Source organism: Streptomyces sp. NPDC028991 (assembly GCF_055564775.1).
Genome location: NZ_JBVHVP010000010.1, coordinates 58,021 through 83,583, shown reverse-complemented (window position 1 = coordinate 83,583; position 25,563 = coordinate 58,021). Strand labels below are relative to the sequence as shown.

Here is a 25,563-nt window from a genome sequence, read left to right as displayed (position 1 = left end):
AACGTGTTTTCGGATACGCCCACGGGGAGGTCAGTGCTGCCTCCGGCGGGTCCGCGTCCGCCGGTTCTTCTCTCCTGTCAGCACACCGACGGTGACAGGAGACCCGAGTGACATCCACCCCTCGAAGAGCCCACCTGGCTCTTCCCGCGGCCGTCGCCGCACTCGCCCTCTCGGGCGCGGTCCTCGCGACCACCCCCGCCCAGGCGTCCGGCGCCGCCCCCGTACCGCCCCAGCCTGCGGTCACCGAGAAGGCGGGCGCCTCCCAGGCCGAGCTGCTGGAGCGGATCCAGGGCTCCAAGACCGCGCTCCAGGACGGCACCGCGGCCGTGCCCGGCGCGAAGCAGGGGGCGGACGCGGACCCCGAGGCGGACGCGGGCCCCGAGACTCCGTCCGGCACCGCCGACCCGAAGATCATCGGCGGGACGGGCGCGACCATCGCCGAGGCGCCGTGGATGGTGCAGCTGCACTACTACGACGACAAGGGCACCCAGGACCCGGCCGACGACGACGGCTACTTCTGCGGCGGCACCCTGGTGGCCCCGGCGAAGGTGCTGACCGCGGCGCACTGCGTGTCCGGCCTCGACTGGGCGACGCACGGCGCCGTCGTCGCCGGCACCGACCGGCTGCCGGACGACGACGACCTGCACGGCGGCCGGGTCGCCGGCGTCTGGCGCCAGTGGGTCGAGCCCACGTACGACACGGCCACCCTGGCCGGTGACGTCGCGGTGCTGACGCTGAGCGAGGCGCTGCCGTACAAGACGCTGCAGCCGACATCGAGCTCCGACACCGTCTCGTACGCGAACGGCACCCCGGCGACGGTGTACGGCTGGGGGCGCACCAGCTCCACCAGCGAGGTCATCTCGCTGACTCTGAAGAAGGCGACCGTGCCGATGCGGTCGGACGCGTCCTGCACCTCCTACTGGGGCTCCGACTTCCAGCCCGGCCGGATGGCCTGCGCCGGCGACCCGGCCTCCGGCCAGGACGCCGGCACGGTCTCCCCGTGCAACGGCGACTCCGGCGGCCCGCTCGTGGTGAACGGCCGCATCGCCGGTGTCGTGTCCTGGGGCGTCAAGGACTGCGTCGCGAAGGGGGCCCACAGCGTCTTCGCCAAGACCCGTTCCTACGTCGGCGCGATCAACGCGCGCGTCGACGACGCCGACCTCGACTTCGACGGCCTCGCGGACCTGTTCGCCCGCACCCCCGGCGGCGAGGCCTACGAGTACTACTCCCTCGGCAACCGGTGGCCCTACCTGGCCGACCGCGTCGCCCTGGGCGACTGGGGCGGGCTGAGCCTGGTGCGCCAGGCCGACCTGAACCGCGACTTCTTCCAGGACTACCTCTACCGCACGCCGGACGGCGTCCTGTACGACTTCGCGTTCAACGGGGACGACCGCTACGAGTCGATCCGCGTCGGCGGCGGCTGGAACGTGATGAAGGACATCCGCGTTCCGGGCGACCTCTCCGGCGACGCCCGCCCCGACCTGGTGGCCAAGGACAAGTACGGCGTCCTGTGGCTCTACCCGGGCAAGGGCGACGGGCTGTTCGGCACCCGCGTCCGGATCGGCGGCGGCTGGTCGAGCTACACCATCACCGGCAAGGGCGACTACAACCGCGACGGCAAGCCCGACCTGCTGGCGCGGGACGGCTCCGGCGTGCTGTGGCTCTACCCGGGCACCGGCGTAGCCTCGCCGGCGCTCGGCAAGCGCATCCGGGTCGGCGGCGGCTGGAACACGTACGACGCCTTCGCCACCGCCGGTGACGTCACCGGCGACGGCAGGCCCGACCTGCTGGCCCGCGACACCTCCGGTGTGATGTGGCTGTACAAGGGCACCGGCTCGGCCTCGGCGACGTTCGCGAGCCGGGTCCGGGTCGGCGGCGGCTGGGGGGCCTTCGACCTCCTCGGCTGATCCGACCGGTAGCACCGTGGTGGAGCCCAGGGCCGCCCCTTCGGGGGCGGCCCTTCGCACGGTGACACACTGCGATCTTCGCCACACGCGTGCGCTCGGTAACCGACTGCGAACACCTGCCGAGCCTGAGAGGTAACCGCAGGTCAGCGGAGCGGGACGCAGCACTTCGAACACGCTGTGTGACCGTCGCTCCACCCGGCCGCCACAGACCGTTGTGCAACTCTTTCCCCGGTTTCTCCGTCGTACCGAACGGAGCGACGATGGTGCCGTACGGGTTTTGACCGACCGCACACGGCATCGCACCCAGGGGGTACCCGACCGCAACGAGAACCGAGGAGCACATGTCCGCCGAGAGCACGCCGCAACCCGGCATACCGGGGGAGTCCGGAGCCGCCGGGTCGCGCCGCCGCGGCAAGGGCCGCCGCCGCAGGCCCCGCGACAAGCGACGCAAAGCCCTGCTGGTCACGGCCTGGACCGCCGCGGGCGTTCTCGTGCTGGGCGGCACCGGAGCCGGGGTCCTGTTCTTCAAGCTCAACGGCAACCTCACGAGCGTCGACATCGACCAGGCCCTCGGCACCGACCGGCCGGCGAAGGCCGACAACGGCTCCGAGAACATCCTCGTCCTCGGCTCGGACACCCGCTCCGGCGGCAACAAGAAGCTCGGCGGCGGCACCGACGACGGCACCGCCCGCTCCGACACGGCGATGGTCGTGCACGTCTACAAGGGCCACAAGAAGGCCAGCGTGGTCTCCATCCCGCGCGACACCCTCATCGACCGCCCCGAATGCACCGACACCGACGGCGGCGAGCACGCCGCCGCCACCGACGTGATGTTCAACTCCGCCTACTCCACGGGCGGCGCGGCGTGTGCCGTGAAGACCGTCGAGTCGGTCAGCGGCCTGCGCATGGACCACTACCTGGAGGTCGACTTCACCGGCTTCCAGCAGCTCATCGACGACCTCGGCGGCGTCGACGTCACCACCACCGAGGCCATCAAGGACCCCGACAGTCACCTCGACCTGCCGGCCGGCACCCACACGCTCGACGGCGAGCAGGCCCTCGGCCTGGTCCGCACCCGGCACGGCGTCGGCGACGGCTCCGACCTCGGCCGCATCCAGCTCCAGCAGGCCTTCGTCAAGGCGCTGGTCGACCAGGTCAAGGACATCGGCCTGCTCGGCAACCCCAAGAAGCTGTACGACATCGCCGACACCGCCACCAAGACCGTCACCACCGACTCCGACCTGGGCTCGGTGAACTCCCTGATGTCCTTCGCGAGCGGCCTCAAGGGCATCGGCCCCGCCAACATGCACATGGTCACCATGCCGGTGATCTACGACCCCGCGGACGCCAACCGCGTCCTGGTGGCGAAAACCCAGGCCGAACAGGTGTGGACGGCCCTGAAGAACGACGAGCCGATTCCGGCGGCGGCCACGGAAGGCACCGCGTCGGGCGGCGCCAACGGCGTGGTGAACAGCGCCCCGTAGAGGTGTCGGGAACGGCGTGGGGAATAGACGACCGCGACCCCCGGTTTTGGGAGAAGACCCCAGTCCTGGCAGACTGGTACGTCGGCTCCGGTTCACGCTCCCGCATCCCGCGGCGGCGACCCGGCGCCCTCCCGGAACAGTAGGAGACACCTTGAAGCGCGACATCCACCCCGAGTACGTCGAGACGCAGGTCAGCTGCACCTGTGGCGCGTCGTTCACCACCCGCAGCACCATCGAGTCCGGCACCATCCGGGCCGAGGTCTGCTCCGAGTGCCACCCGTTCTACACGGGTAAGCAGAAGATCCTCGACACCGGTGGCCGTGTGGCCCGCTTCGAGGCCCGCTTCGGCAAGGCTGCCGCCGGCTCCAAGAAGTAGCGAGCCCCCAATCGCCGGTCCACGGCCGCGCCCCCAGCCGGGGGAGCGCCGGGACCGGCGTTTTTGGTCGCCCGCCTTCCCCTTCCCAAGCAGTAAGCAGGAGCCCAAGATGTTCGAGGCCGTCGAGGAACTCGTCGCCGAGCACGCCGACCTGGAGAAGAAGCTCGCCGACCCGTCGGTCCACTCCGACCAGGCCAACGCGCGCAAGCTGAACAAGCGGTACGCCGAGCTCACCCCGATCGTCGCCACGTTCCGCTCCTGGAAGCAGACCGGCGACGACGTCGACACCGCTCGCGAGCTGGCCGCCGACGACCCGGACTTCGCCGCCGAGGTCAAGGAGCTGGACAAGCGGCGCGAGGAGCTCACCGAGAAGCTCCGGCTGCTGCTCGTCCCGCGCGACCCCAGCGACGACAAGGACGTCATCCTGGAGATCAAGGCCGGGGCGGGCGGCGACGAGTCGGCGCTCTTCGCCGGGGACCTGCTGCGCATGTACCTGCGCTACGCCGAGCGGGTCGGCTGGAAGACCGAGATCATCGACGCCACCGAGTCCGAGCTGGGCGGCTACAAGGACGTCCAGGTCGCCGTGAAGACCAAGGGCGGCCAGGGCGCCACCGAGCCCGGTCAGGGCGTCTGGGCGCGGCTGAAGTACGAGGGCGGGGTGCACCGCGTGCAGCGGGTGCCCGCGACCGAGTCCCAGGGCCGCATCCACACCTCCGCGGCCGGCGTGCTCGTCACGCCCGAGGCCGAGGAGATCGACGTCGAGATCAACCCGAACGACCTGCGCATCGACGTCTACCGGTCCTCCGGCCCCGGCGGCCAGTCCGTCAACACCACCGACTCCGCCGTGCGCATCACGCACATTCCCACCGGAGTCGTCGCCTCCTGCCAGAACGAGAAGAGCCAGCTGCAGAACAAGGAGCAGGCGATGCGTATCCTGCGCTCGAGGCTGCTCGCGGCGGCGCAGGAGGAGGCGGAGAAGGAGGCCGCGGACGCCCGGCGCAGCCAGGTCCGCACCGTCGACCGCTCCGAGAAGATCCGTACGTACAACTTCCCGGAGAACCGCATCTCGGACCACCGTGTCGGCTTCAAGGCGTACAACCTGGACCAGGTCCTGGACGGCGACCTCGACTCGGTGATCCAGGCCTGCGTCGACGCGGACTCGGCGGCCAAGCTCGCTGCCGCGTAACCCGCGTCAGCCTCGTCAGACAGCTCGGAGGACCAGCGTGCGGCAACATCACGGGGGGCGACCCCCGAACCCCCGCAGCGTGCTGCTCGCGGAGGTGGCCCAGGCCACCCAGCGACTGGCCGACGCCGGCGTGCCCTCGCCGCGCACCGACGCGGAGGAACTCGCGGCGTATCTGCACGGCGTCAAGCGGGGCGAGTTGCACACCGTGCCGGACGCGGATTTCGACGCCCGGTACTGGGAGGTCGTCGCCCGCCGCGAGGCGCGCGAGCCGCTCCAGCACATCACCGGACGCGCGTACTTCCGCTACCTGGAGCTCCAGGTGGGCCCCGGCGTCTTCGTGCCCCGCCCCGAGACCGAGTCGGTCGTCGGCTGGGCCATAGACGCCGTACGCGCCATGGACGTCGTCGAGCCCTGCATCGTCGACCTGTGCACCGGCTCGGGGGCCATCGCGCTCGCGCTCGCCCAGGAGGTGCCGCGCTCGCGCGTGTACGCCGTGGAGCTGTCCGAGGACGCCCTCAAGTGGACGCGGAAGAACGTGGAGGGATCCAGGGTCGAGCTTCGCCAGGGAGACGCCCTGACGGCCTTCCCGGACCTCGACGGCCAGGTCGACCTGGTCGTCTCCAACCCGCCGTACATCCCGCTCACCGAGTGGGAGTACGTCGCTCCCGAGGCCCGCGACCACGATCCGCAGATGGCCCTGTTCTCCGGCGAGGACGGCCTCGACCTGATCCGCGGCCTGGAGCGCACCGCCCACCGCCTGCTGCGCCCCGGCGGGGTCGTCGTCGTCGAGCACGCCGACACCCAGGGCGGCCAGGTGCCGTGGATCTTCACCGAGGAGCGGGGCTGGGCCGACGCGGCGGACCACCCCGACCTCAACAACCGCCCGCGGTTCGCGACCGCCCGCAAGGCACTGCCGTGATCACCGCCCAGACTTCAACCCCGCAGTACGTGTACGAGGAGGCCCGCTAATGGCACGGCGATACGACACCAACGACGCGACCGACCGTGTGACCGGTCTGCGCGAGGCCGCGTCCGCCGTCCGCCGTGGCGAGCTCGTGGTGCTGCCGACGGACACCGTGTACGGCGTCGGCGCCGACGCCTTCTCCTCGGAGGCCGTCGCCGACCTGCTGGACGCCAAGGGCCGGGGCCGCAACATGCCCACGCCCGTCCTCATCGGCTCGCCGAACACCCTGCACGGCCTGGTCACCGACTTCTCGGAGATGGCCTGGGAGCTGGTCGACGCCTTCTGGCCGGGCGCGCTGACGCTCGTCGCCAAGCACCAGCCGTCCCTCCAGTGGGACCTCGGCGACACCCGCGGCACGGTCGCCGTCCGCATGCCGCTGCACCCCGTCGCCATCGAGCTGCTCACCGAGTTCGGCCCCATGGCCGTCTCCTCCGCCAACCTCACCGGCCACCCGGCGCCGGAGGACTGCGACGCCGCCCAGCAGATGCTCGGCGACTCCGTCTCCGTCTACCTCGACGGCGGCCCCACGCCCGGCAACGTCCCGTCGTCCATCGTCGACGTGACCCGTGAGGTGCCCGTGCTGCTGCGCGCGGGCGCGCTGTCGGCCGAGGAACTGCGCAAGGTGGTACCCGACCTCGAGGTGGCGAATTGACGGCCCCTGAGACGGGGCGTGGCATAGGCAACGGGGAACGCGCCGCGGAGATCACGACGACGTTCGGCTTTCCGCGCGACAGCTTCCGCATCCTCCACGTCAGCACCGGCAACGTCTGCCGCTCGCCCATCACCGAGCGGCTGACCCGGCATTTCGTGACGGAGCGGCTCGGCGTGCTGGGCGGCGGCCTCATCGTGGAGAGCGCGGGCACCTGGGGCCACGAGGGCGCGCCCATGGAGGCGAACGCGGAGACGGTCCTCGCGGACTTCGGCGCGGACGCGGCCGGCTTCACCGGGCGCGAGCTGCTGGACGAGCACGTCATCCGTGCCGACCTCGTGCTGACGGCGACCCGGGACCACCGCGCCCAGGTCATCTCCATGGGGCACTCGGCGGGGCTGCGCACCTTCACCCTCAAGGAGTTCACCCGCCTGGTGAACGCCATCGACCCCGCCACCCTGCCCTCCCTGGACGAGGGCCTGGTCACCCGGGCGCGCGCCCTGGTCCGCGCGGCGGCCGCGCTACGCGGGTGGCTGCTGGCGCCGACGGTGGAGGCGGACGAGGTGTACGACCCGTACGGGGCGCCGCTGACGTTCTTCCGGTCGGTCGGGGACGAGATACACCAGGCGCTGGACCCGGTGGTGACGGCGCTGACGGGGGTCGCGGCGCGGACGTAGGCGGCGATGCGCCCGGGTGGCCCCCCACGGCGGCGCCACAACGCGGGCGCCTGCGGCCACCCGGGCCTACATTGGTCGTACGTCACCGTCGACGCACGCCCGGAGCGCATCATGTCGGTCACCCACGACGTCCGCGAGGCCGATGACAGCATGCTCGGGATCCTGCTGCGCCAGGATCCCCAGCTGGCCGAGATCCTGCTCGCCGAACGCCGCCGGCAGTCGACGACCCTCCAGCTGATCGCCGCCGAGAACTTCACGTCCCCCGCCGTGCTGGCCGCCCTCGGCTCACCGCTGGCCAACAAGTACGCCGAGGGGTACCCGGGCGCCCGGCACCACGGCGGCTGCGAGATCGTCGACGTCGCCGAGCGGCTCGCCGTGGAGCGGGCCCGGGAGCTCTTCGGCGCCGAGCACGCCAACGTGCAGTCCCACTCGGGCTCCTCCGCCGTGCTGGCCGCCTACGCCGCGCTGCTGCGCCCCGGCGACACCGTCCTCGCGCTGGGCCTGCCGTACGGCGGCCACCTCACCCACGGCTCGCCCGCGAACTTCTCCGGCCGCTGGTTCCACTTCGTCGGCTACGGAGTGGACGCGGAGACCGGGCTCATCGACTACGACCAGGTGCGCACCCTGGCCCGTACGCACCGGCCCAAGGCGATCGTGTGCGGCTCGATCGCCTACCCCCGCCACGTCGACTACGCCTTCTTCCGCGACGTCGCCGACGAGGTGGGCGCCTACCTCGTCGCGGACGCCGCCCACCCGATCGGGCTGGTCGCGGGGGGAGCGGCTCCCAGTCCGGTGCCGTACGCCGACGTCGTGTGCGCCACCACCCACAAGGTGCTGCGCGGGCCGCGCGGCGGCATGGTCCTGTGCGGGAGCGAACTGGCCGAACGGGTGGACCGGGCCGTCTTCCCGTTCACGCAGGGCGGCGCGCAGATGCACACCATCGCCGCCAAGGCGGTCGCGTTCGGTGAGGCGGCGACCCCCGCGTACGCCGCGTACGCCCATCAGGTGATCGCCAACGCCCGGACGCTCGCGGCCCATCTGGTGGCCGAGGGGCTGGTCGTCACCACCGGCGGCACCGACACGCATCTGATCACCGCCGACCCGGCGCCGCTGGGCGTCGACGGGAAGGCCGCGCGCGGCCGGCTCGCGGCGGCCGGTATCGTCCTGGACTGCTGTGCGCTGCCGCACGGCGACGCCCGCGGGCTGCGCCTGGGCACCGCGGCCGTGACCACACAGGGCATGGGGGAGCGGGAGATGCGGGCGGTGGCCACCCTGCTCGCGGGGGTGCTCCGGGGCGGCACGGACGCCGCCGCGGCGCGGGACGACGTACGGGATCTGGTCGCGGAATTCCCGCCCTATCCGGACTGAGCCGGGGTAGCCGCACGCACGTGCACAGCCACACGTGCAACCATCGTCGCTACCCGGAAGTCCCCAACCGTATGCGCGCATCGCTAGGGTGGTGGGCTGGGAATGGCCAGCGAGACCTGTGGGGAAGCCCGTGCGTGAATACCTGCTGACGCTCTGCATCACGGCCGCGGTGACGTATCTGCTGACAGGGCCGGTACGGAAATTCGCGATCGTGGCGGGGGCGATGCCGGAGATCCGGGCACGTGACGTGCACCGGGAGCCCACTCCGCGCCTCGGCGGGATCGCGATGTTCTTCGGACTGTGCGCGGGCCTGCTGGTCGCCGACCACCTCACCAACCTGAGTGAGGTCTTCGAGAAGTCCAACGAGCCGCGGGCCCTGCTCTCCGGAGCCGCCCTGATCTGGCTGATCGGCGTCCTGGACGACAAGTTCGAGATCGACGCCCTGATCAAGCTGGGCGGACAGATGATCGCCGCCGGCGTGATGGTGGTGCAGGGTCTGACGATCCTGTGGATTCCCGTCCCGGGCGTCGGCAACGTGGCGCTCACCCAGTGGCAGGGCACCCTGCTGACGGTGGCGCTGGTCGTCATCACCATCAACGCGGTCAACTTCGTGGACGGCCTCGACGGTCTCGCGGCGGGCGTGGTGTGCATCGCGGCGGCGGCGTTCTTCATGTACGCCTACCGGATCTGGTACTCGTACGGCATCGAGGCGGCGGCGCCCGCCTCGCTGTTCGCGGCCATCCTCATGGGCATGTGCCTGGGCTTCCTGCCGCACAACATGCACCCCGCCCGGATCTTCATGGGCGACTCGGGGTCGATGCTGATCGGCCTGGTGCTGGCGGCGGGCGCGATCTCGGTGACGGGACAGGTGGACCCGGACGCGATGCGGCTGTTCTCCGGGTCCGAGCGCAACACCGTGCACCAGATGGTGCCCGTCTACATCCCGCTGCTGATGCCGCTGACCATCATCGCCATCCCGGCCGCCGACCTGATCCTGGCCATCGTCCGGCGCACCTGGCGCGGCCAGTCGCCGTTCGCCGCGGACCGGGGGCACCTGCACCACCGGCTGCTGGAGATCGGGCACTCGCACAGCCGCGCGGTGCTGATCATGTACTTCTTCTCGGCGCTGATCGCCTTCGGCGCGCTCGCCTACTCCGTGAACGCCGCGTCCATGTGGATCGTGCTGAGCGTCGTCTTCCTGAGCGCGATCGGCCTGGTCCTGCTCCTGCTGCCGCGCTTCACACCGCGCGCCCCGCGCTGGGCCGAGCGCTTCGTGCCGCCCCGCTACCGCCGCCGCAAGGCGGTGGCGGCGGCCGAGGCCGGGCCCGCCGTGGCCGGGGAGGAAGCGGAACGGGCGGACGAGCGTGTCCCGGTCGCCGCCGGCGTCTCGGGGGGCCCAGGCGTGCCGGGGGTCAACGGGGCGACCGCCGTCGGCCCCCGTTCGCGGACAAGGTAAGAATCTGACTAGAGCATTGCCAACTCGTGGGGGAACGAACTGCCCCATTACCAGACAAGTGGGTGCAGTAATTGCACAGACGCGCACTGTCACTCTCATGTGTGACAGCAAGCACACCCGCAGGTAAAGACCTCATCAAATAGTTTGTGATACGGTTCACGAGAACCCCCGGGTAGAGCCTAAGGACCGTAGTGCGACGGTCTCTTGGGCGCGAGGACTCCGTTCGGCCCGGGATTACGCTCGTCCATGACGACACCTGCCCCCTGTGTGTGAAAGCGGAGTTGCCGCCATGCCGTCCAATGACGTCCGGATCCTGCTTCAGGCTGCCGTGCCCACGGCTGCCGTCGGCGCTGTAGCCGCCGTCGTCAGCGCCGTGGTCGCCGGCGGCAAGGGGGCGGTCGGCGCCGTGGTGGGGACGCTCGTCGTGATCCTCTTCATGGGGCTCGGCCTCTACATCCTGCAGCGCACCGCGAAATCGCTTCCGCACCTCTTTCAGGCGATGGGCCTGATGCTCTACGCGGCACAGATTCTTCTGTTGTTCATCTTCGTCGCCGCGTTCAAGAACACGACGCTGTTCAACTCCCGGGCCTTCGCGCTCACGCTGGTCGCCGGCACCCTTGCCTGGATCGCCGCCCAGACGCGCGCCCACATGAAGTCCAAGATTCTCTACGTCGAACCCGACTCGTCGAGCGAAAAGCCCGAAAAGACGGGCCACTCGTCGTGAGGGGTAGGGCCGGGATAAAGAGGCACGTGAAGTCCTGCTATCGTCCGGTGCCAACTGCGGCATCGCGGGCGCGGGCATCCGAGCTGACGCCTGCTCAATCGCGAGGCGAGATGCCCCACAGCCGCCCCCACATCCGTAACACCAGTCCCGTGCCGAACCGCGGCCGCGCGCCGCGCCGACACAACGAGGTTGCCGTACCCATGCGCCACGATGAAGGAGCCCGCGGTGAGTGCTGACCCGACACAGGTGCTCGCCTTCGACACCGACTGTCACATCTTTGACGGCTGCGGCTTCGCAGAGGTCTCCCCGGGCCTGCACTCGTTCCTGTTCCAGCCCCTCTTGGGCGACGGGGACAGCAACCTGTACTTCAACAAGACGATGCTGCTGGCGCTGCTCGGCTCGGTCATCGTCATCGGCTTCTTCTGGGCCGCCTTCCGCAGGCCGCAGGTCGTTCCGGGCAAGCTGCAGATGGTGGCCGAGGCGGGCTACGACTTCATCAGGCGCGGTGTCGTCTACGAGACCATCGGCAAGAAGGAGGGCGAGAAGTACGTCCCCCTCGTGGTCTCGCTGTTCTTCTTCGTGTGGATGATGAACCTCTGGTCGATCATTCCGGTCGCCCAGTTCCCGGTCACCTCGATCATCGCCTACCCGATGGTCCTGGCCCTGATCGTCTACGTTCTGTGGGTCTCGCTCACCTTCAAGCGGCACGGCTTCGTCGGCTTCTGGAAGAACGTCACCGGCTACGACAAGTCGCTCGGCGCGGTGCTGCCGCTCGCCATGCTGATCGAGCTCTTCTCGAACCTGCTGATCCGGCCGTTCACCCACGCCGTGCGACTGTTCGCCAACATGTTCGCCGGTCACACGCTGCTGCTGCTCTTCACGATCGCCAGCTGGTACCTGCTGAACGGCGTCGGCATCGCCTACGCGGGTGTCTCGTTCGTGATGGTCATCGTGATGACCGCCTTCGAGTTGTTCATCCAGGCCCTGCAGGCGTACGTGTTCGTCCTGCTGACGTGCACCTACATCCAGGGCGCGCTGGCCGAGCACCACTGAGCCGGCAACCGCCCGCCCTCAACAAGTCGTCCGGTGGCCAACCCCCACCGGTCCGTAAAGGAAAAGGAAGAACTGGCATGTCCCAGACCCTTGCTGCCGTCGAAGGTTCCCTCGGTTCCATCGGTTACGGTCTCGCCGCGATCGGCCCCGGCGTCGGCGTCGGCATCATCTTCGGTAACGGCACCCAGGCCCTCGCCCGCCAGCCCGAGGCCGCCGGCCTGATCCGTGCCAACCAGATCCTCGGCTTCGCCTTCTGTGAGGCGCTCGCCCTGATCGGTCTGGTCATGCCGTTCGTCTACGGCTACTGATCGCTGACACAGACCAGCCGACTAGACGAAAGGCACCCACATGAGCCAGCTGCTCACGATCGCGGCATCAGAGGGTGAGAACCCTCTCATTCCGCCGATCCCCGAGCTTGTCATCGGCCTGATCGCCTTCGTCATCGTCTTCGGCTTCCTCGCCAAGAAGCTGCTCCCGAACATCAACAAGGTTCTGGAAGAGCGTCGCGAGGCCATCGAGGGCGGTATCGAGAAGGCCGAGGCCGCGCAGACCGAGGCCCAGAGCGTCCTCGAGCAGTACAAGGCCCAGCTCGCCGAGGCCCGGCACGAGGCCGCGCGACTGCGCCAGGAGGCGCAGGAGCAGGGCGCCACGCTCATCGCCGAGATGCGCGCGGAAGGCCAGCGGCAGCGTGAGGAGATCATCGCCGCCGGTCACGCCCAGATCCAGGCCGACCGCAAGGCCGCCGCGTCCGCGCTGCGCCAGGACGTCGGACAGCTGGCCACTCAGCTGGCCGGCAAGCTCGTCGGCGAGTCCCTCGAGGACCACGCCCGGCAGAGCCGCGTCATCGACCGCTTCCTGGACGAGCTGGACGACAAGGCGACGAAGGCAGAGGCAACGCGATGAACGGAGCGAGCCGCGAGGCCCTGGCTGCCGCACGCGAGCGTCTCGACGCGCTGACGGACTCCACGTCCGTGGACGCCGGCTCGCTCGCCGACGAGCTGGCCGCCGTCACCGCGCTGCTCCACCGCGAGGTGTCGCTGCGTCGGGTCCTCACCGACCCGGCGCAGGACGGTCAGGGCAAGGCCGACCTCGCTCAGCGCCTCCTCGGCACCCAGGTCAGCGGTACCACCGCGGACCTGGTGGCCGGCCTGGTGCGCTCCCGCTGGTCGCAGTCCCGCGACGTGGTGGACGCGCTGGAGGAGCTGGCGAACACCGCCGACCTCACCGCCGCGCAGAAGCGGGGCCGGCTCGACAACGTCGAGGACGAGCTGTTCCGGTTCGGCCGGATCGTCTCCTCGAACACCGAGCTGCGCGCCGCGCTGACCAACCGCTCGGCCACCACCCCGGCCAAGGGCGAGCTGCTGCGCAGCCTGCTCGGCGGCCGGGCGGACGTGACCACCGAGCGTCTGGTGACGCGCCTTGTCACCGCGCCGCGGGGACGTAGCCTGGAGGCGGGACTCGAATCCCTGTCCAGGCTCGCCGCCGACCGGCGGGACCGGATGGTCGCCGTCGTCACCTCGGCGGTGCCGCTGAGCGACACGCAGAAGCAGCGCCTCGGCGCGGCCCTCGCGAAGGTCTACGGCCGCCCGATGCACCTCAACCTCGACGTGGACCCCGAGGTCCTCGGCGGAATCCGGGTGCAGGTCGGTGACGAGGTCATCAACGGTTCCATCGCGGACCGCCTGGAGGACGCAGGCCGCCGACTGGCGAGCTGACACTTCCGCGCGACAACAGCACAGCAAGCAGTACGTACTTACGACGGCCCTGGTTGGGCCGTGCAGAGGATTCACCTCTTTTTGGGGGGAGTCCCCGACTCGTGGAATACCCCCCAAGTGAAACTTCGGGCCCAACAAGGAGAGCAGGGAACTCAGATGGCGGAGCTCACGATCCGGCCGGAGGAGATCCGGGACGCGCTGGAGAACTTCGTCCAGTCGTACAAGCCGGACGCGGCCTCGCGCGAGGAGGTCGGTACGGTCACCCTTGCCGGCGACGGCATCGCGAAGGTCGAGGGCCTCCCCTCGGCCATGGCCAACGAACTGCTGAAGTTCGAGGACGGCACCCTCGGCCTCGCCCTCAACCTCGAGGAGCGCGAGATCGGTTGCGTCATCCTCGGTGAGTTCAGCGGCGTCGAGGAGGGCCAGCCGGTCACCCGCACCGGCGAGGTCCTGTCGGTCGCGGTGGGCGAGGGCTACCTCGGCCGTGTGGTCGACCCCCTCGGCAACCCGATCGACGGCCTCGGCGAGATCGAGACCGAGGGCCGCCGCGCCCTCGAGCTGCAGGCCCCCACCGTCATGCAGCGCAAGTCGGTGCACGAGCCGATGGAGACCGGCTACAAGGCCGTCGACGCCATGACGCCGATCGGCCGTGGTCAGCGTCAGCTGGTCATCGGCGACCGCCAGACCGGCAAGACCGCGCTGGCCGTCGACACGATCATCAACCAGCGTGACAACTGGCGCACCGGCGACCCGAGCAAGCAGGTCCGCTGCATCTACGTCGCCATCGGCCAGAAGGGCTCGACCATCGCGTCGGTCCGCGGCGCGCTGGAGGAGAACGGCGCGCTGGAGTACACGACCATCGTGGCCGCCCCGGCGTCCGACCCGGCCGGCTTCAAGTACCTGGCGCCGTACACCGGCTCGGCCATCGGCCAGCAGTGGATGTACGAGGGCAAGCACGTCCTGATCATCTTCGACGACCTGTCGAAGCAGGCCGACGCCTACCGCGCCGTGTCGCTGCTGCTGCGCCGCCCGCCGGGCCGCGAGGCCTACCCCGGCGACGTCTTCTACCTGCACTCCCGTCTGCTGGAGCGCTGCGCCAAGCTCTCCGACGCCGAGGGCGCCGGTTCGATGACGGGTCTGCCGATCGTCGAGACCAAGGCCAACGACGTCTCGGCGTTCATCCCGACCAACGTCATCTCCATCACCGACGGCCAGTGCTTCCTGGAGTCCGACCTGTTCAACGCCGGTCAGCGTCCGGCCCTGAACGTCGGTATCTCGGTCTCCCGCGTCGGTGGCTCCGCCCAGCACAAGGCCATGAAGCAGGTCTCCGGCCGACTGCGCGTGGACCTCGCCCAGTTCCGTGAGCTGGAGGCGTTCGCCGCCTTCGGTTCCGACCTGGACGCCGCGTCGAAGTCGCAGCTGGAGCGCGGCCAGCGCATGGTCGAGCTGCTGAAGCAGGACCAGTACCAGCCGATGGCCACCGAGGACCAGGTCGTCTCCGTCTGGGCCGGCACCACCGGCAAGATGGACGAGGTGCCGGTCGCCGACATCCGCCGCTTCGAGAAGGAGCTCCTCGAGTACCTGCACCGCCAGGAGCAGGGCCTGATGACCTCCATCCGCGAGGGCGGCAAGATGTCCGACGACACCCTGCAGGCCATCGCCGAGGCGATCACCGCGTTCAAGAAGCAGTTCGAGACCTCGGACGGCAGGCTGCTCGGCGAGGACGCCCCGTCCACCGCCAAGTGACGTAAGGAAGGGACCTGACTCATGGGAGCCCAGCTCCGGGTCTACAAGCGTCGCATCCGATCCGTCACCGCGACCAAGAAGATCACCAAGGCGATGGAGATGATCGCCGCCTCGCGCGTCGTCAAGGCGCAGCGCAAGGTGGCGGCCTCCACGCCGTACGCGCAGGAACTGACCCGCGCGGTCACGGCGGTCGGTACCGGGTCGAACACCAAGCACCCGCTCACCACGGAGGCGGAGGACCCGACCCGTGCCGCGGTCCTGCTCCTCACGAGCGACCGCGGTCTGGCCGGCGCCTTCAACTCCAACGCCATCAAGGCGGCGGAGCAGCTGACCGAGCGCCTCGAGCGCGACGGCAGGCAGGTCGACACGTACATCGTCGGCCGGCGCGGTCTGGCCCACTACAACTTCCGTGAGCGCAAGGTCGCGGAGTCGTTCGCGGGCTTCACCGACGAGCCCTCCTACGCGGACGCCAAGAAGGTAGCGGCGCCGCTGATCGAGGCCATCGAGAAGGAGACGGCGGAGAGCGGCGTGGACGAGCTCCACATCGTCTACACCGAGTTCGTCTCGATGATGACGCAGACGGCGGTCGACTCCCGGCTGCTGCCGCTGCGCCTCGACGAGGTGGCCGCGGAGTCGGCGACGAAGGACGAGATCCTTCCGCTGTTCGACTTCGAGCCGTCGGCGGAGGACGTCCTCGACGCCCTGCTGCCGCGCTACGTCGAGAGCCGCATCTACAACGCGCTGCTCCAGTCGGCCGCCTCCAAGCACGCCGCCACGCGGCGCGCGATGAAGTCGGCCACCGACAACGCGGGCGAGCTGATCAACACGCTCTCCCGTCTTGCCAACGCGGCCCGCCAGGCCGAAATCACCCAGGAAATCAGCGAGATCGTCGGTGGCGCCAGTGCCCTGGCCGACGCGAACGCGGGGAGTGACAACTAATGACCACCACTGTTGAGACCGCGACGGCCACGGGCCGCGTCGCCCGGGTCATCGGCCCGGTCGTCGACGTGGAGTTCCCCGTCGACGCGATGCCGGAGATCTACAACGCCCTCCACGTCGAGGTCGCCGACCCGGCGAAGGCGGGCGAGCTGAAGACGCTGACCCTGGAGGTCGCCCAGCACCTGGGTGACGGCCTGGTCCGCACCATCTCCATGCAGCCCACCGACGGCCTGGTCCGCCAGGCCCCGGTGACCGACACGGGCACGGCCATCTCCGTCCCCGTCGGCGACTTCACCAAGGGCAAGGTGTTCAACACCCTCGGTGAGGTGCTGAACGTCGACGAGACCTACACCGGTGAGCGCTGGCCGATCCACCGCAAGGCGCCGAACTTCGACGAGCTCGAGTCGAAGACCGAGATGTTCGAGACCGGCGTCAAGGTCATCGACCTGCTGACCCCGTACGTCAAGGGCGGCAAGATCGGTCTGTTCGGCGGTGCCGGCGTCGGCAAGACGGTGCTCATCCAGGAGATGATCTACCGCGTCGCCAACAACCACGACGGTGTCTCCGTGTTCGCCGGTGTCGGTGAGCGCACCCGTGAGGGCAACGACCTCATCGACGAGATGAGCGAGTCCGGCGTCATCGACAAGACCGCGCTGGTCTTCGGTCAGATGGACGAGCCGCCGGGCACCCGTCTGCGCGTCGCGCTGGCCGGCCTGACCATGGCCGAGTACTTCCGCGACGTCCAGAAGCAGGACGTGCTGTTCTTCATCGACAACATCTTCCGCTTCACCCAGGCGGGCTCCGAGGTGTCGACCCTGCTCGGCCGCATGCCCTCCGCGGTGGGCTACCAGCCGAACCTGGCCGACGAGATGGGTCTCCTCCAGGAGCGCATCACCTCGACCCGTGGTCACTCGATCACCTCGATGCAGGCGATCTACGTCCCCGCGGACGACCTGACCGACCCGGCCCCGGCCACCACCTTCGCCCACCTCGACGCGACGACGGTGCTCTCCCGTCCGATCTCCGAGAAGGGCATCTACCCGGCCGTGGACCCGCTGGACTCGACGTCCCGCATCCTCGACCCGCGGTACATCGCGGCGGACCACTACCAGGCCGCGATGCGGGTGAAGAGCATCCTGCAGAAGTACAAGGACCTGCAGGACATCATCGCGATCCTCGGTATCGACGAGCTCGGCGAGGAGGACAAGCTCGTCGTCCACCGTGCCCGTCGCGTGGAGCGCTTCCTGTCCCAGAACACCCACGTCGCCAAGCAGTTCACCGGCGTGGACGGTTCGGACGTGCCGCTGGAGGAGTCGATCGCCGCGTTCAACTCGATCTGCGACGGTGAGTACGACCACTTCCCGGAGCAGGCGTTCTTCATGTGCGGTGGCATCGAGGACCTGAAGAAGAACGCGAAGGAGCTCGGCGTCTCCTGAGCCTCGCGCTCACCGTGAGCCCCAGGGCTCACACCGGAGGGGGCGGGCGCGTCCCGCCCCCTCCGTCACGCCCCTTAGACTTGTAACCAACACCCGGCTCTCCCGCCGGGTGGTGACCCGAGGAGCCACCTTGGCTGCTGATCTGCACGTCGCGCTGGTCGCGGCCGACCGAGAGGTCTGGTCCGGCGAGGCCACTCTGGTCGTCGCGCGCACCACGTCCGGCGACATCGGCGTCATGCCCGGTCACCAGCCGCTGCTCGGTGTGCTGGAGTCGGGCCCGGTGACCATTCGTACGAGTGACGGTGGGACGGTCGTCGCCGCGGTGCACGGCGGTTTCATCTCGTTCGCCGACAACAAGCTGTCGCTGCTGGCCGAGATCGCCGAGCTGTCGGACGAGATCGATGTCCAGAGCGCGGAGCGGGAGCTCGAGCGCGCGAAGGCGGAGGGCGACGCCCACGCCGAGCGTCGCGCGGACGTCCGACTGCGCGCGGCGGCGGGACGCTGATCCACAGCACTGTGCGATAGCGTCGTGTCATGACGTCACTCAGCCGCGGCTGGGACCGGAGCCATCCGGACCCGGCCGCGGCTGAGGCAGATCCGGGTGTTTTTTCCGTTCCGTTACCTAGGAGACGAGGAGGTCGGTGTCGATGGCCCTCGCTCTGACTGTGTGCGGAATTGTCGTCGCCCTGGTGGTGATCGGACTCTTCGTCTTCGGTCTGCGCCGCCGGCTGATCCAGCGGTCGGGCGGCACCTTCGACTGCTCCCTGCGCTGGGAGGCCCCCAAAGAGGGCGACGGCGGCGGCAAGGGCTGGTCCTACGGGGTGGCCCGCTACAACGGCGACCGGGTCGAGTGGTACCGCGTCTTCTCGTACTCCCCGCGCCCGCGCCGCGTCCTGGAGCGCTCCGCGATCGAGGTGGCCGGCCGCCGCGTCCCCGACGGCGAGGAGGAGCTGGCGCTGCTCTCCGACGCCGTCGTCCTGGCCTGTCTGCACCGGGGCACGCGGCTCGAGCTGGCGATGAGCGAGGACGCGCTGACCGGGTTTCTCGCGTGGCTGGAGGCGGCCCCGCCCGGACAGCGGGTGAACGTGGCGTAACCACGTGCGCCCTCCCCCAGGGGAAGTACGGGGGAGGGCGGACGAGGTTCGGAACGTGCCGGGTCCTACTTCAGACCGCTGTCGATCGCGCTCACCAGCTCACCGTTGGCGGTGTCGCCGCTGAACTCCCAGAAGAAGGCGCCGCCGAGCTTCTGCTGCTCGGCCCAGTCCATCTTCGACTTGACGGTGGCCGGGGTGTCGTAGGACCACCAGTTGCTGCCGCAGTGCGCATAGGCGGTGCCGGCGACGGTGCCGGTGGCCGGGCAGCTGTTCTTGAGGACCTTGTAGTCCTCGATGCCCGCCTCGTACGTGCCCGTCGCCGGGCCGGTGGCCGTGCCGCCGGGCGCGGACTGGGTGACGCCGGTCCAGCCGCGGCCGTAGAAGCCGATGCCGAGGAGCAGCTTGCCGGAGGGCACGCCCGCCGCCTTGAACCCGGCGATCGCCTCGGCGGAGTTGAAGCCCTGCTGCGGGATGCCGTCGTACGAGGTCAGCGGCGAGTGCGGGGCGGTGGGGCCGTTCTTCGCCCAGGCGCCGAAGAAGTCGTACGTCATCACGTTGTACCAGTCGATGTACTGCGCCGCGGCGCCGTAGTCGGCGGCCTCGATCTTGCCGCCGTCGGAGGCGTCGGCGGTGACGGCGGCGGTGACCAGGTCGTCGCCGAACTCGGCCCGCATGGCCTTCATCATGGTGCTGAAGGCGTTCGGGGCGCTGGTGGTGTCACAGCTGAGACCACAGGCGTTGGGGTACTCCCAGTCCAGGTCGATGCCGTCGAAGACGTCGGCCCAGCGCGGGTCCTCGACCAGGTCGTGGCAGGACTTGGCGAAGGCGGCCGGGTTCTTCACGGCGTCGGGGAAGCCGCCGGACCAGGTCCAGCCGCCGAAGGAGAACAGCACCTTGATGTGCGGGTACTGGGCCTTCAGCTTGCGCAGCTGGTTGAAGTTGCCGCGCAGCGGCTGGTCCCAGGTGTCGGCGACGCCGTCGACGGACTGGGCGGCGGTGTACGCCTTGTCGTAGTCGGCATAGGCGTCACCGATGGTGCACTTGCCGCCCTGGACGTTGCCGAAGGCGTAGTTGATGTGCGTGATCTTCTCGGCGGAGCCGGAGGTGACCAGGTTCTTCACGTGGTAGTTGCGCCCGTAGACGCCCCAGTTGGTGAAGTAGCCGAGCTTGACCTCGCCGCCGGGGTCCGGGTTGCCGCCCCCGCCGCCGGTGGTGCGGACCGCGACCGCGCCGCTGACCGGGCCGGTCTGGTCGGCGGTGTCACGGGCCTGGACGGTGTAGGAGTAGTCGGTGCCGGCGGTCAGGCCGGTGTTGGTGTAGGTGGTGCCGGTGACCGTGGCGACCTTGGCGCCGTCGCGCAGGACGTCGTAGTTCTTGACGCCCTTGTCGTCGGTCGCCGCCGACCAGGACAGCTTCACCGAGGTGTCGGTGATGCCCGACGCGGTGGGCGTTCCGGGCGCCGAGGGTGCCTTGTCGCCGGGGACGGAGGTGCCGTCGCAGCTGCCGCCGTTGAGCTTGCAGTTGGACGGGGAGCCGGGGCCGCTGCCGTTGAAGCCGAAGGAGACCGACGCCCCGGGGGCGAGGGTGCCGTTCCAGCCGACGTTCTTGGCGGTCCAGTGGTCACCGGAGTTGGTGACCGTGGCGTCCCAGGCGGAGGTGACCTTGGTGCCGGAGGGGAAGTCCCACTCGACGTTCCAGGAGTTGATGGTCGTGGTGCCGGTGTTCTTCACGGTCCACTTGCCGCCGAAGCCGGTGCCCCAGTCCGAGGTCTTGGCGAAGGTGGCCGTCGCGCTGGTGGCCGCCTGGGCGGGACTCGCGAGCCCGACCAATCCGGCGAGGGGAAGCGCCAGGGCCGCGACGAGCGCCGCTGCTTTGTGTCTGAAGCGCATGCGCGCCTCCTTATGTGGGGATGTGTCGTGGGCATGCTGAGCCTCATGCCCGCAGTGCCGCGAGAATAGAAAGGTCTGGACCATAGGTCAATAGGTCTGGACCAGTGCTACGGGCTGTAGTTGAGGAAGGAACTAGATCCCCAACTCCTGCGCGAGCACCGCCGCTTGCACCCGGCTGCGCAGCCCCAGCTTGCCCAGCAGGCGGCTGACATGCGTCTTCACCGTGGCCTCGGCCATGTCCAGCCGCTCCGCGACCGCCGCGTTGGACAGCCCCTCGCCGAGACAGGACAGCACCTCGCGCTCGCGCCGGGTGAGGTCCTCGAGTACCGCCGGATCGGCGGCCGGCTCCCGGACCGGCTTCGCGGCGAACTCCGCGATCAGCCGCCGGGTGACGGCCGGGGCGACGATCCCCTCGCCGCCCGCCACCGTGCGCACGGCGGCGAGGAGGTCCTTCGCCTCCGTGTTCTTCAGCAGGAACCCGGCGGCCCCCGCGCGCAGCGCCCCGAACACGTACTCGTCCAGATCGAAGGTGGTCAGCACGAGCACGTCGGCGAGTTGCTCGGCGACCACCAGCCGGGTGGCCGTCACCCCGTCCATGCGCGGCATCTGAACGTCCATCAGCACCAGGTCGGGCCGCAGTTCCCGGGCCAGCGCGACCGCCCGCTCGCCGTCCGCGGCCTCCCCGACCACCTCGATGTCCGGTGCGCTGCCCAGGATCAGCACCAGTCCCGCACGGACGGCGGACTGGTCCTCGGCGACGAGGACGCGGATCATGAGAGGTCTCCTTCGGTGAGGGGCAGGGTGGCCCGTACGGTCCAGATCTTGCCGCCCGTGGAGCCGGGATCCGCGACGGGTCCGGCCTCGATGGTGCCGTGCAGCAGTGCGGCCCGCTCCCGCATGCCGACCAGACCGGCACCCGAGCCGGGGGCGCGCGGGGCCTCCCGGTCGCCGTACGGGCTGGTCACCCGGATGCTCAGGACGTCGTCGTGCCGGGTGAGCCAGACCCGTACCGTCCCCCGCGAGGCGTGCTTGAGCGCGTTGGTGAGCGACTCCTGCACGATCCGGTACGCGGCGAGCTCGACCGGCGCCGGCAGCCCCTCGCCGGGCACCGTCTCCAGGGTGACGTCGAGCCCGTTGGCGCGGGCGCCGTCCACCAGCGCGGCGAGCCCGTCGAGGGTGGGGACGGCGGCCGGTTCGGTGTCCCCGCCGTCGTCCCGCAGGATGCCGATCAGCCGTCGCATCTCGGCCAGTCCCTCGACGCTGTTCTCGCGGATGACGCCGAGCGCCTGCCGGGTGGTCGCCGGGTCGTCCAGGGAGAGCGCGGCCGTGGAGTGGATGGCGATCGCGGAGAGGTGGTTGGCGACCATGTCGTGCAACTCGCGGGCCATCCGGGCCCGTTCCGCGGTCACCGCCTGGCCTCGGTCCATCTCGGCCAGCAGCGCGGTCTGCTCGGCACGCAGCAGGGCGGCGTCGGCGGCCTCGCGGTGGTTGCGCACGATCAGCCCGGTGGAGGCGGGCGCGAAGGACACGATGCCGGTGGCCACACCGATCAGCAGTGCCTCCGGCACCCGCCACACCGCGAACGGCACCACCGTCGCGGCCACCGTGACCAGACCGGTGATCCACGGGATGCGGCGGGCCGAGGCGGGCGGGCCGTACAGCACGGCGGCGTACATCAGATCGGTGTACATGATCACCGTGACGAGGCTGCCCTGCGTGACCGTGTCGACGATCAGCGCGGCCGTGCCGATGAGCAGACCGGTGCGCGGCGCGGCCCGGCGCAGGAGCTCGCAGCCCGCCATGACGACGAGCGGGAGCAGCAGCGGCCAGCGGCCGTCGAACAGCACGACCGGTTGACCGGCGGGCCGCACGCCCAGGCCGATGCCCCACAGCAGCAGGCCGCCCAGCAGACCGGCCGACGCGGCGTACGCGTCGAAGCGGCGCGGGCGGGGGAGTCGTACGGCCATGCCACCATCCAACACGGCCCGCGTCCCGCCCGCCTGATCCCGCGGAACGGTCCCTTACTGCATCTTTCGATGTACCGGAGGTTCGTCACCGGCGACGACGAACCGGGCGCGTTCCGGCGGGAGCCTGGAGGGGTGAACGAAGGGAGTACGTCGTGGTCGTCGCGTTGATCATCGCCTGCGAGGTCGGCTTCTGGGTGCTGCTGGCGCTCGGACTGGCCGCCCGTTACCTGTTGAAGTGGCGCCGGACCAGCGTGTTCCTGCTGCTGTGCGAGCCAGTGCTGGAACTGGTGCTGTTCGCCGTGACGGCGATCGACCTCGAGAACGGCGCCGAGCCGGGCTGGGAGCACGGCCTGGCGGCGCTGTACATCGGCTACACGGTCGCGTACGGCCACTACACGATCCGCTGGCTCGACGGCCACGCCGCCCACCGCCTGGGCGGCGGCCCGCCACCGCCGAAGCCGCCGCGTTACGGCAGGGCCAGGGCCGCGCACGAGGGCCGGCTGTGGCTGCGCACGCTGCTCGGCGCGGCCGTGGCGTGCGCGCTGCTCCAGGGCGCCGTCTGGTACGTCGGTGACGGGGGCGACGTGTCGTCGCTGCGGGCCTTCCAGTGGGTGGCCGTCCGGGCCGCCGCCATCCACGGCCTGGTGGCCCTCGGGTACCTGATCTGGCCGAAGAAGGCCCCGGCCGGTACGGACCCGGCCACGTCCGAGGCGGCCAAGGAGACGGAGGGCGCGCGCCGATGAGGTACCAGCCCAAGCGGAACCTGTGGGAGGGCGCGGCCACCGTCGTGGTCGGCCTCGGCCTCTGGCTGTTCGCCGGGGATGTGGAGATCCCCGTCGTCGACCTGACGAAGGCCGGCGTCGTGATGACGTGCGTCGGCGGCGCGCAGGCCGGGTGGGGGCTGCTCCGGTCGGCGCGCCGGCAGAACGGCTAGCGCTCCCCGCCCGGCACCCACAGCACGTCCCCGACCTCCTTGTTGGCCACGCGGGCGAGGATGAAGAGCAGGTCGGAGAGCCGGTTCAGATAGGTCGCGGTCAGCGGGTTCATCGTCTCGCCGTGCACCTCCAGCGCCGCCCACGTCGAGCGCTCCGCCCGCCGGACCACCGTGCACGCCTGGTGCAGCAGGGCCGCGCCGGGCGTGCCGCCGGGCAGGATGAAGGAACGGAGCTTCTCCACCTCGGCCAGGAAGCGGTCGCAGTCCGCCTCCAGCTTGTCGACGTAGAACTGCTCGACCCGCAGGGGCGGGAACTCCGGGTTCTCCACCACCGGCGTGGACAGGTCCGCGCCCACGTCGAACAGGTCGTTCTGGACGCGGACGAGGACCTTGACGACCTCCTCGTGCAGGCCGCCGAGGGCGATCGCGGTGCCGATCACCGCGTTCGCCTCGTTGGCGTCGGCGTAGGCGGAGATCCTCAGGTCGGTCTTGGGGACCCGGCTCATGTCACCGAGGGCGGTGGTGCCCTGGTCGCCGGTCCGGGTGTAGATGCGCGTCAGGTTGACCATGAGGCCAGCGTAGTGAGGCTCCGGCGGTACGGAACACGCGTGTGCCCACCGTCACCACCGCCGGGGAGGCGAAGACGGTGGCGTCCCGCGGCACCCGGCCCGGCCGGTGCGCGGGCGGCGCGACGGGCGATCGGCGGCGCGAGCCGTGCCGACCGGCCGCACGGGACGGTCATCGCGGCCGTCGGAGAGCGCCTGTCCTCCGGCGGCGGACCGCCGGAGGTCTCCCGCGAAGCACTCCCGCCGCCGGGCCGAACGCAGGAGCCGTTGAGTGCGACGGTGCCCAACTACGCCGTACGGGGCGCGGGCTGACACCCGGATGGCACTCCTCGGTGTGATGTCCGTCATCTGAGACGTGACGCGCGTTACTAACCGGTCACACAGCCCCTCACGCCCGATAATCTCCGGCCGAGAGACGAGAATCAGCGCGTATCAGGGGAGTCGCACAGTGGCACGGAAGCTCGCCGTCATCGGAGCCGGTCTCATGGGGTCCGGAATCGCCCAGGTCTCCGCCCAGGCGGGCTGGGAGGTCGTCCTGCGCGACGTCACCGACGAGGCGCTCCGGCGCGGCACCGACGGCATCAGGGCCTCGTACGACAAGTTCGTCGCCAAGGGGAAGATGACCGCCGACGACGCCGAGGCCGCCCTCGCGCGCGTCACCGCCACCACCGACATGGACGCCGTCGCCGACGCGGACGTCGTGGTCGAGGCCGTCTTCGAGAAGCTGGAAGTCAAGCACGAGATCTTCCGCGCCCTCGACAAGCTGGTGAAGGACGAGGCGATCCTCGCGTCCAACACCTCCGCCATCCCGATCACCAAGATCGCGGCCGTGACGGAGCGCCCCGAGCGGGTAGTCGGCACCCACTTCTTCTCGCCGGTCCCGATGATGCAGCTGTGCGAGCTGGTGCGCGGCTACAAGACCAGCGACGAAACGCTCGCCACCGCACGGGAGTTCGCCGAGTCCACCGGCAAGACCTGCATCGTCGTCAACCGCGACGTCGCAGGCTTCGTCACCACCCGCCTCATCTCCGCCCTCGTCGTCGAGGCCGCGAAGCTGTACGAGTCGGGCGTCGCCACCGCGGAGGACATCGACCTCGCCTGCAAGCTGGGCTTCGGTCACGCCATGGGGCCCCTGGCCACCGCCGACCTGACGGGCGTCGACATCCTGCTGCACGCCACCGGCAACATCTACACCGAGTCCCAGGACGAGAAGTTCGCCCCGCCGGAGCTGATGCGCCGGATGGTGGACGCCGGTGACATCGGCCGCAAGAGCGGGCAGGGCTTCTACAAGCACTGAGATCGCGTCGGCCCCGGAGCACGTCACACGCCGGGGTGAATTCGGTATCGGTTCGCTTACAGGCGGCAACCTCCGATCGTTTCGGCCAGTCAGAGGTTGCAACACCTGATATCGCCGATGGACCACAGCGAAACGA

The 25,563-nt window shown here is 70.1% G+C and carries 26 protein-coding genes; 22 read left to right on the top strand and 4 right to left on the bottom strand.

What is annotated here, in order from left to right:
* Positions 1-107: 107 nt before the first annotated feature.
* From ACZ4V1_RS20915 to ACZ4V1_RS20825, 19 genes are all read left to right on the top strand, one after another.
* Positions 108-1,907, top strand: coding sequence for a trypsin-like serine protease (locus tag ACZ4V1_RS20915; RefSeq protein ID WP_468338144.1), 1,800 nt, complete (start codon positions 108-110; stop codon positions 1,905-1,907).
* A 341-nt stretch (positions 1,908-2,248) separates the two neighbouring features.
* Positions 2,249-3,391 carry an LCP family protein gene (locus ACZ4V1_RS20910; protein WP_468338142.1) on the top strand — a complete coding sequence of 381 codons (1,143 nt, stop codon included), beginning with the start codon at positions 2,249-2,251 and terminating at the stop codon, positions 3,389-3,391.
* Between the two features lie 151 nt (positions 3,392-3,542).
* Positions 3,543-3,767: a 50S ribosomal protein L31 gene (rpmE, locus tag ACZ4V1_RS20905; protein WP_019326867.1), complete on the top strand. Its 225-nt coding sequence runs from the start codon at positions 3,543-3,545 to the stop codon at positions 3,765-3,767.
* Positions 3,768-3,876: 109 nt separating this feature from the next.
* The gene (gene prfA / locus ACZ4V1_RS20900) at positions 3,877-4,953 is read left to right on the top strand and encodes a peptide chain release factor 1 (RefSeq protein WP_468338139.1); all 1,077 of its coding nucleotides are present in this window, start codon (positions 3,877-3,879) and stop codon (positions 4,951-4,953) included.
* 79 nt (positions 4,954-5,032) lie between these two features.
* Positions 5,033-5,872 (top strand): peptide chain release factor N(5)-glutamine methyltransferase, encoded by an 840-nt coding sequence (prmC, locus tag ACZ4V1_RS20895; protein WP_468338136.1) that lies wholly within the window; start codon positions 5,033-5,035, stop codon positions 5,870-5,872.
* Between the two features lie 49 nt (positions 5,873-5,921).
* The gene (locus tag ACZ4V1_RS20890; protein WP_468338133.1) at positions 5,922-6,569 is read left to right on the top strand and encodes an L-threonylcarbamoyladenylate synthase; all 648 of its coding nucleotides are present in this window, start codon (positions 5,922-5,924) and stop codon (positions 6,567-6,569) included.
* Positions 6,566-7,243, top strand: a complete 678-nt coding sequence (locus ACZ4V1_RS20885) for an arsenate reductase/protein-tyrosine-phosphatase family protein (protein ID WP_468338130.1) — start codon at positions 6,566-6,568, stop codon at positions 7,241-7,243. Before ACZ4V1_RS20890 ends, ACZ4V1_RS20885 begins: the two co-directional genes overlap by 4 nt.
* A gap of 111 nt (positions 7,244-7,354) precedes the next feature.
* Positions 7,355-8,611 carry a serine hydroxymethyltransferase gene (locus ACZ4V1_RS20880; protein WP_468338127.1) on the top strand — a complete coding sequence of 419 codons (1,257 nt, stop codon included), beginning with the start codon at positions 7,355-7,357 and terminating at the stop codon, positions 8,609-8,611.
* Positions 8,612-8,741: 130 nt separating this feature from the next.
* Entirely contained in the window at positions 8,742-10,067 is a 1,326-nt protein-coding gene (locus tag ACZ4V1_RS20875; protein WP_468338124.1) for an MraY family glycosyltransferase, read from the top strand.
* A 289-nt stretch (positions 10,068-10,356) separates the two neighbouring features.
* Positions 10,357-10,791, top strand: a complete 435-nt coding sequence (locus ACZ4V1_RS20870; RefSeq protein ID WP_468338121.1) for a hypothetical protein — start codon at positions 10,357-10,359, stop codon at positions 10,789-10,791.
* A gap of 210 nt (positions 10,792-11,001) precedes the next feature.
* A complete protein-coding gene (gene atpB / locus ACZ4V1_RS20865; RefSeq protein ID WP_468338118.1) occupies positions 11,002-11,844 on the top strand; it encodes a F0F1 ATP synthase subunit A in 843 nt (280 codons plus the stop codon).
* Positions 11,845-11,921: 77 nt separating this feature from the next.
* Positions 11,922-12,152 (top strand): ATP synthase F0 subunit C, encoded by a 231-nt coding sequence (atpE, locus tag ACZ4V1_RS20860; RefSeq protein ID WP_009321656.1) that lies wholly within the window; start codon positions 11,922-11,924, stop codon positions 12,150-12,152.
* A gap of 40 nt (positions 12,153-12,192) precedes the next feature.
* The gene (locus tag ACZ4V1_RS20855; protein ID WP_121749216.1) at positions 12,193-12,747 is read left to right on the top strand and encodes a F0F1 ATP synthase subunit B; all 555 of its coding nucleotides are present in this window, start codon (positions 12,193-12,195) and stop codon (positions 12,745-12,747) included.
* Positions 12,744-13,559: a F0F1 ATP synthase subunit delta gene (locus ACZ4V1_RS20850; protein WP_468338114.1), complete on the top strand. Its 816-nt coding sequence runs from the start codon at positions 12,744-12,746 to the stop codon at positions 13,557-13,559. The genes ACZ4V1_RS20855 and ACZ4V1_RS20850 overlap by 4 nt, the downstream gene beginning before the upstream one ends.
* Positions 13,560-13,715: 156 nt before the next feature.
* The gene (gene atpA, locus ACZ4V1_RS20845; RefSeq protein WP_468338111.1) at positions 13,716-15,305 is read left to right on the top strand and encodes a F0F1 ATP synthase subunit alpha; all 1,590 of its coding nucleotides are present in this window, start codon (positions 13,716-13,718) and stop codon (positions 15,303-15,305) included.
* Between the two features lie 21 nt (positions 15,306-15,326).
* A complete protein-coding gene (locus ACZ4V1_RS20840; RefSeq protein ID WP_468338107.1) occupies positions 15,327-16,244 on the top strand; it encodes a F0F1 ATP synthase subunit gamma in 918 nt (305 codons plus the stop codon).
* Positions 16,244-17,680, top strand: coding sequence for a F0F1 ATP synthase subunit beta (gene atpD, locus ACZ4V1_RS20835; RefSeq protein ID WP_468338104.1), 1,437 nt, complete (start codon positions 16,244-16,246; stop codon positions 17,678-17,680). Before ACZ4V1_RS20840 ends, atpD begins: the two co-directional genes overlap by 1 nt.
* Positions 17,681-17,810: 130 nt before the next feature.
* On the top strand, positions 17,811-18,185 hold the full coding sequence (locus tag ACZ4V1_RS20830; protein ID WP_468338101.1) for a F0F1 ATP synthase subunit epsilon: 375 nt from the start codon (positions 17,811-17,813) through the stop codon (positions 18,183-18,185).
* 142 nt (positions 18,186-18,327) lie between these two features.
* Positions 18,328-18,774 (top strand): DUF2550 domain-containing protein, encoded by a 447-nt coding sequence (locus tag ACZ4V1_RS20825; RefSeq protein WP_468338098.1) that lies wholly within the window; start codon positions 18,328-18,330, stop codon positions 18,772-18,774.
* A gap of 65 nt (positions 18,775-18,839) precedes the next feature.
* On the opposite strand, the gene ACZ4V1_RS20820 is transcribed toward ACZ4V1_RS20825, so the two are convergent.
* The 3 genes from ACZ4V1_RS20820 to ACZ4V1_RS20810 all read right to left on the bottom strand — a co-directional run bounded on the left by ACZ4V1_RS20820 (position 18,840) and on the right by ACZ4V1_RS20810 (position 22,630).
* Positions 18,840-20,663: a glycosyl hydrolase family 18 protein gene (locus tag ACZ4V1_RS20820; RefSeq protein WP_468338095.1), complete on the bottom strand. Its 1,824-nt coding sequence runs from the start codon at positions 20,661-20,663 to the stop codon at positions 18,840-18,842.
* Positions 20,664-20,795: 132 nt separating this feature from the next.
* Positions 20,796-21,437 carry a response regulator gene (locus tag ACZ4V1_RS20815; RefSeq protein WP_468338092.1) on the bottom strand — a complete coding sequence of 214 codons (642 nt, stop codon included), beginning with the start codon at positions 21,435-21,437 and terminating at the stop codon, positions 20,796-20,798.
* Entirely contained in the window at positions 21,434-22,630 is a 1,197-nt protein-coding gene (locus ACZ4V1_RS20810) for a sensor histidine kinase (protein ID WP_468338089.1), read from the bottom strand. Before ACZ4V1_RS20810 ends, ACZ4V1_RS20815 begins: the two co-directional genes overlap by 4 nt.
* Before the next feature lie 152 nt (positions 22,631-22,782).
* Here ACZ4V1_RS20810 and ACZ4V1_RS20805 point away from each other — a divergent pair, with 152 nt between their 5' ends.
* Both ACZ4V1_RS20805 and ACZ4V1_RS20800 read left to right on the top strand, forming a co-directional pair.
* Positions 22,783-23,373 carry a hypothetical protein gene (locus tag ACZ4V1_RS20805; protein ID WP_468338086.1) on the top strand — a complete coding sequence of 197 codons (591 nt, stop codon included), beginning with the start codon at positions 22,783-22,785 and terminating at the stop codon, positions 23,371-23,373.
* Positions 23,370-23,564, top strand: coding sequence for a DUF5708 family protein (locus ACZ4V1_RS20800; RefSeq protein ID WP_468338083.1), 195 nt, complete (start codon positions 23,370-23,372; stop codon positions 23,562-23,564). The genes ACZ4V1_RS20805 and ACZ4V1_RS20800 overlap by 4 nt, the downstream gene beginning before the upstream one ends.
* On the opposite strand, the gene ACZ4V1_RS20795 is transcribed toward ACZ4V1_RS20800, so the two are convergent.
* Positions 23,561-24,133, bottom strand: a complete 573-nt coding sequence (locus ACZ4V1_RS20795; RefSeq protein ID WP_468338080.1) for a cob(I)yrinic acid a,c-diamide adenosyltransferase — start codon at positions 24,131-24,133, stop codon at positions 23,561-23,563. The two genes, ACZ4V1_RS20800 and ACZ4V1_RS20795, sit on opposite strands and share 4 nt — an antisense overlap.
* Positions 24,134-24,578: 445 nt before the next feature.
* On the opposite strand from ACZ4V1_RS20795, the gene ACZ4V1_RS20790 reads away from it, so the two are divergent.
* Positions 24,579-25,427: a 3-hydroxyacyl-CoA dehydrogenase family protein gene (locus ACZ4V1_RS20790; RefSeq protein ID WP_468338077.1), complete on the top strand. Its 849-nt coding sequence runs from the start codon at positions 24,579-24,581 to the stop codon at positions 25,425-25,427.
* Positions 25,428-25,563: the final 136 nt, after the last annotated feature.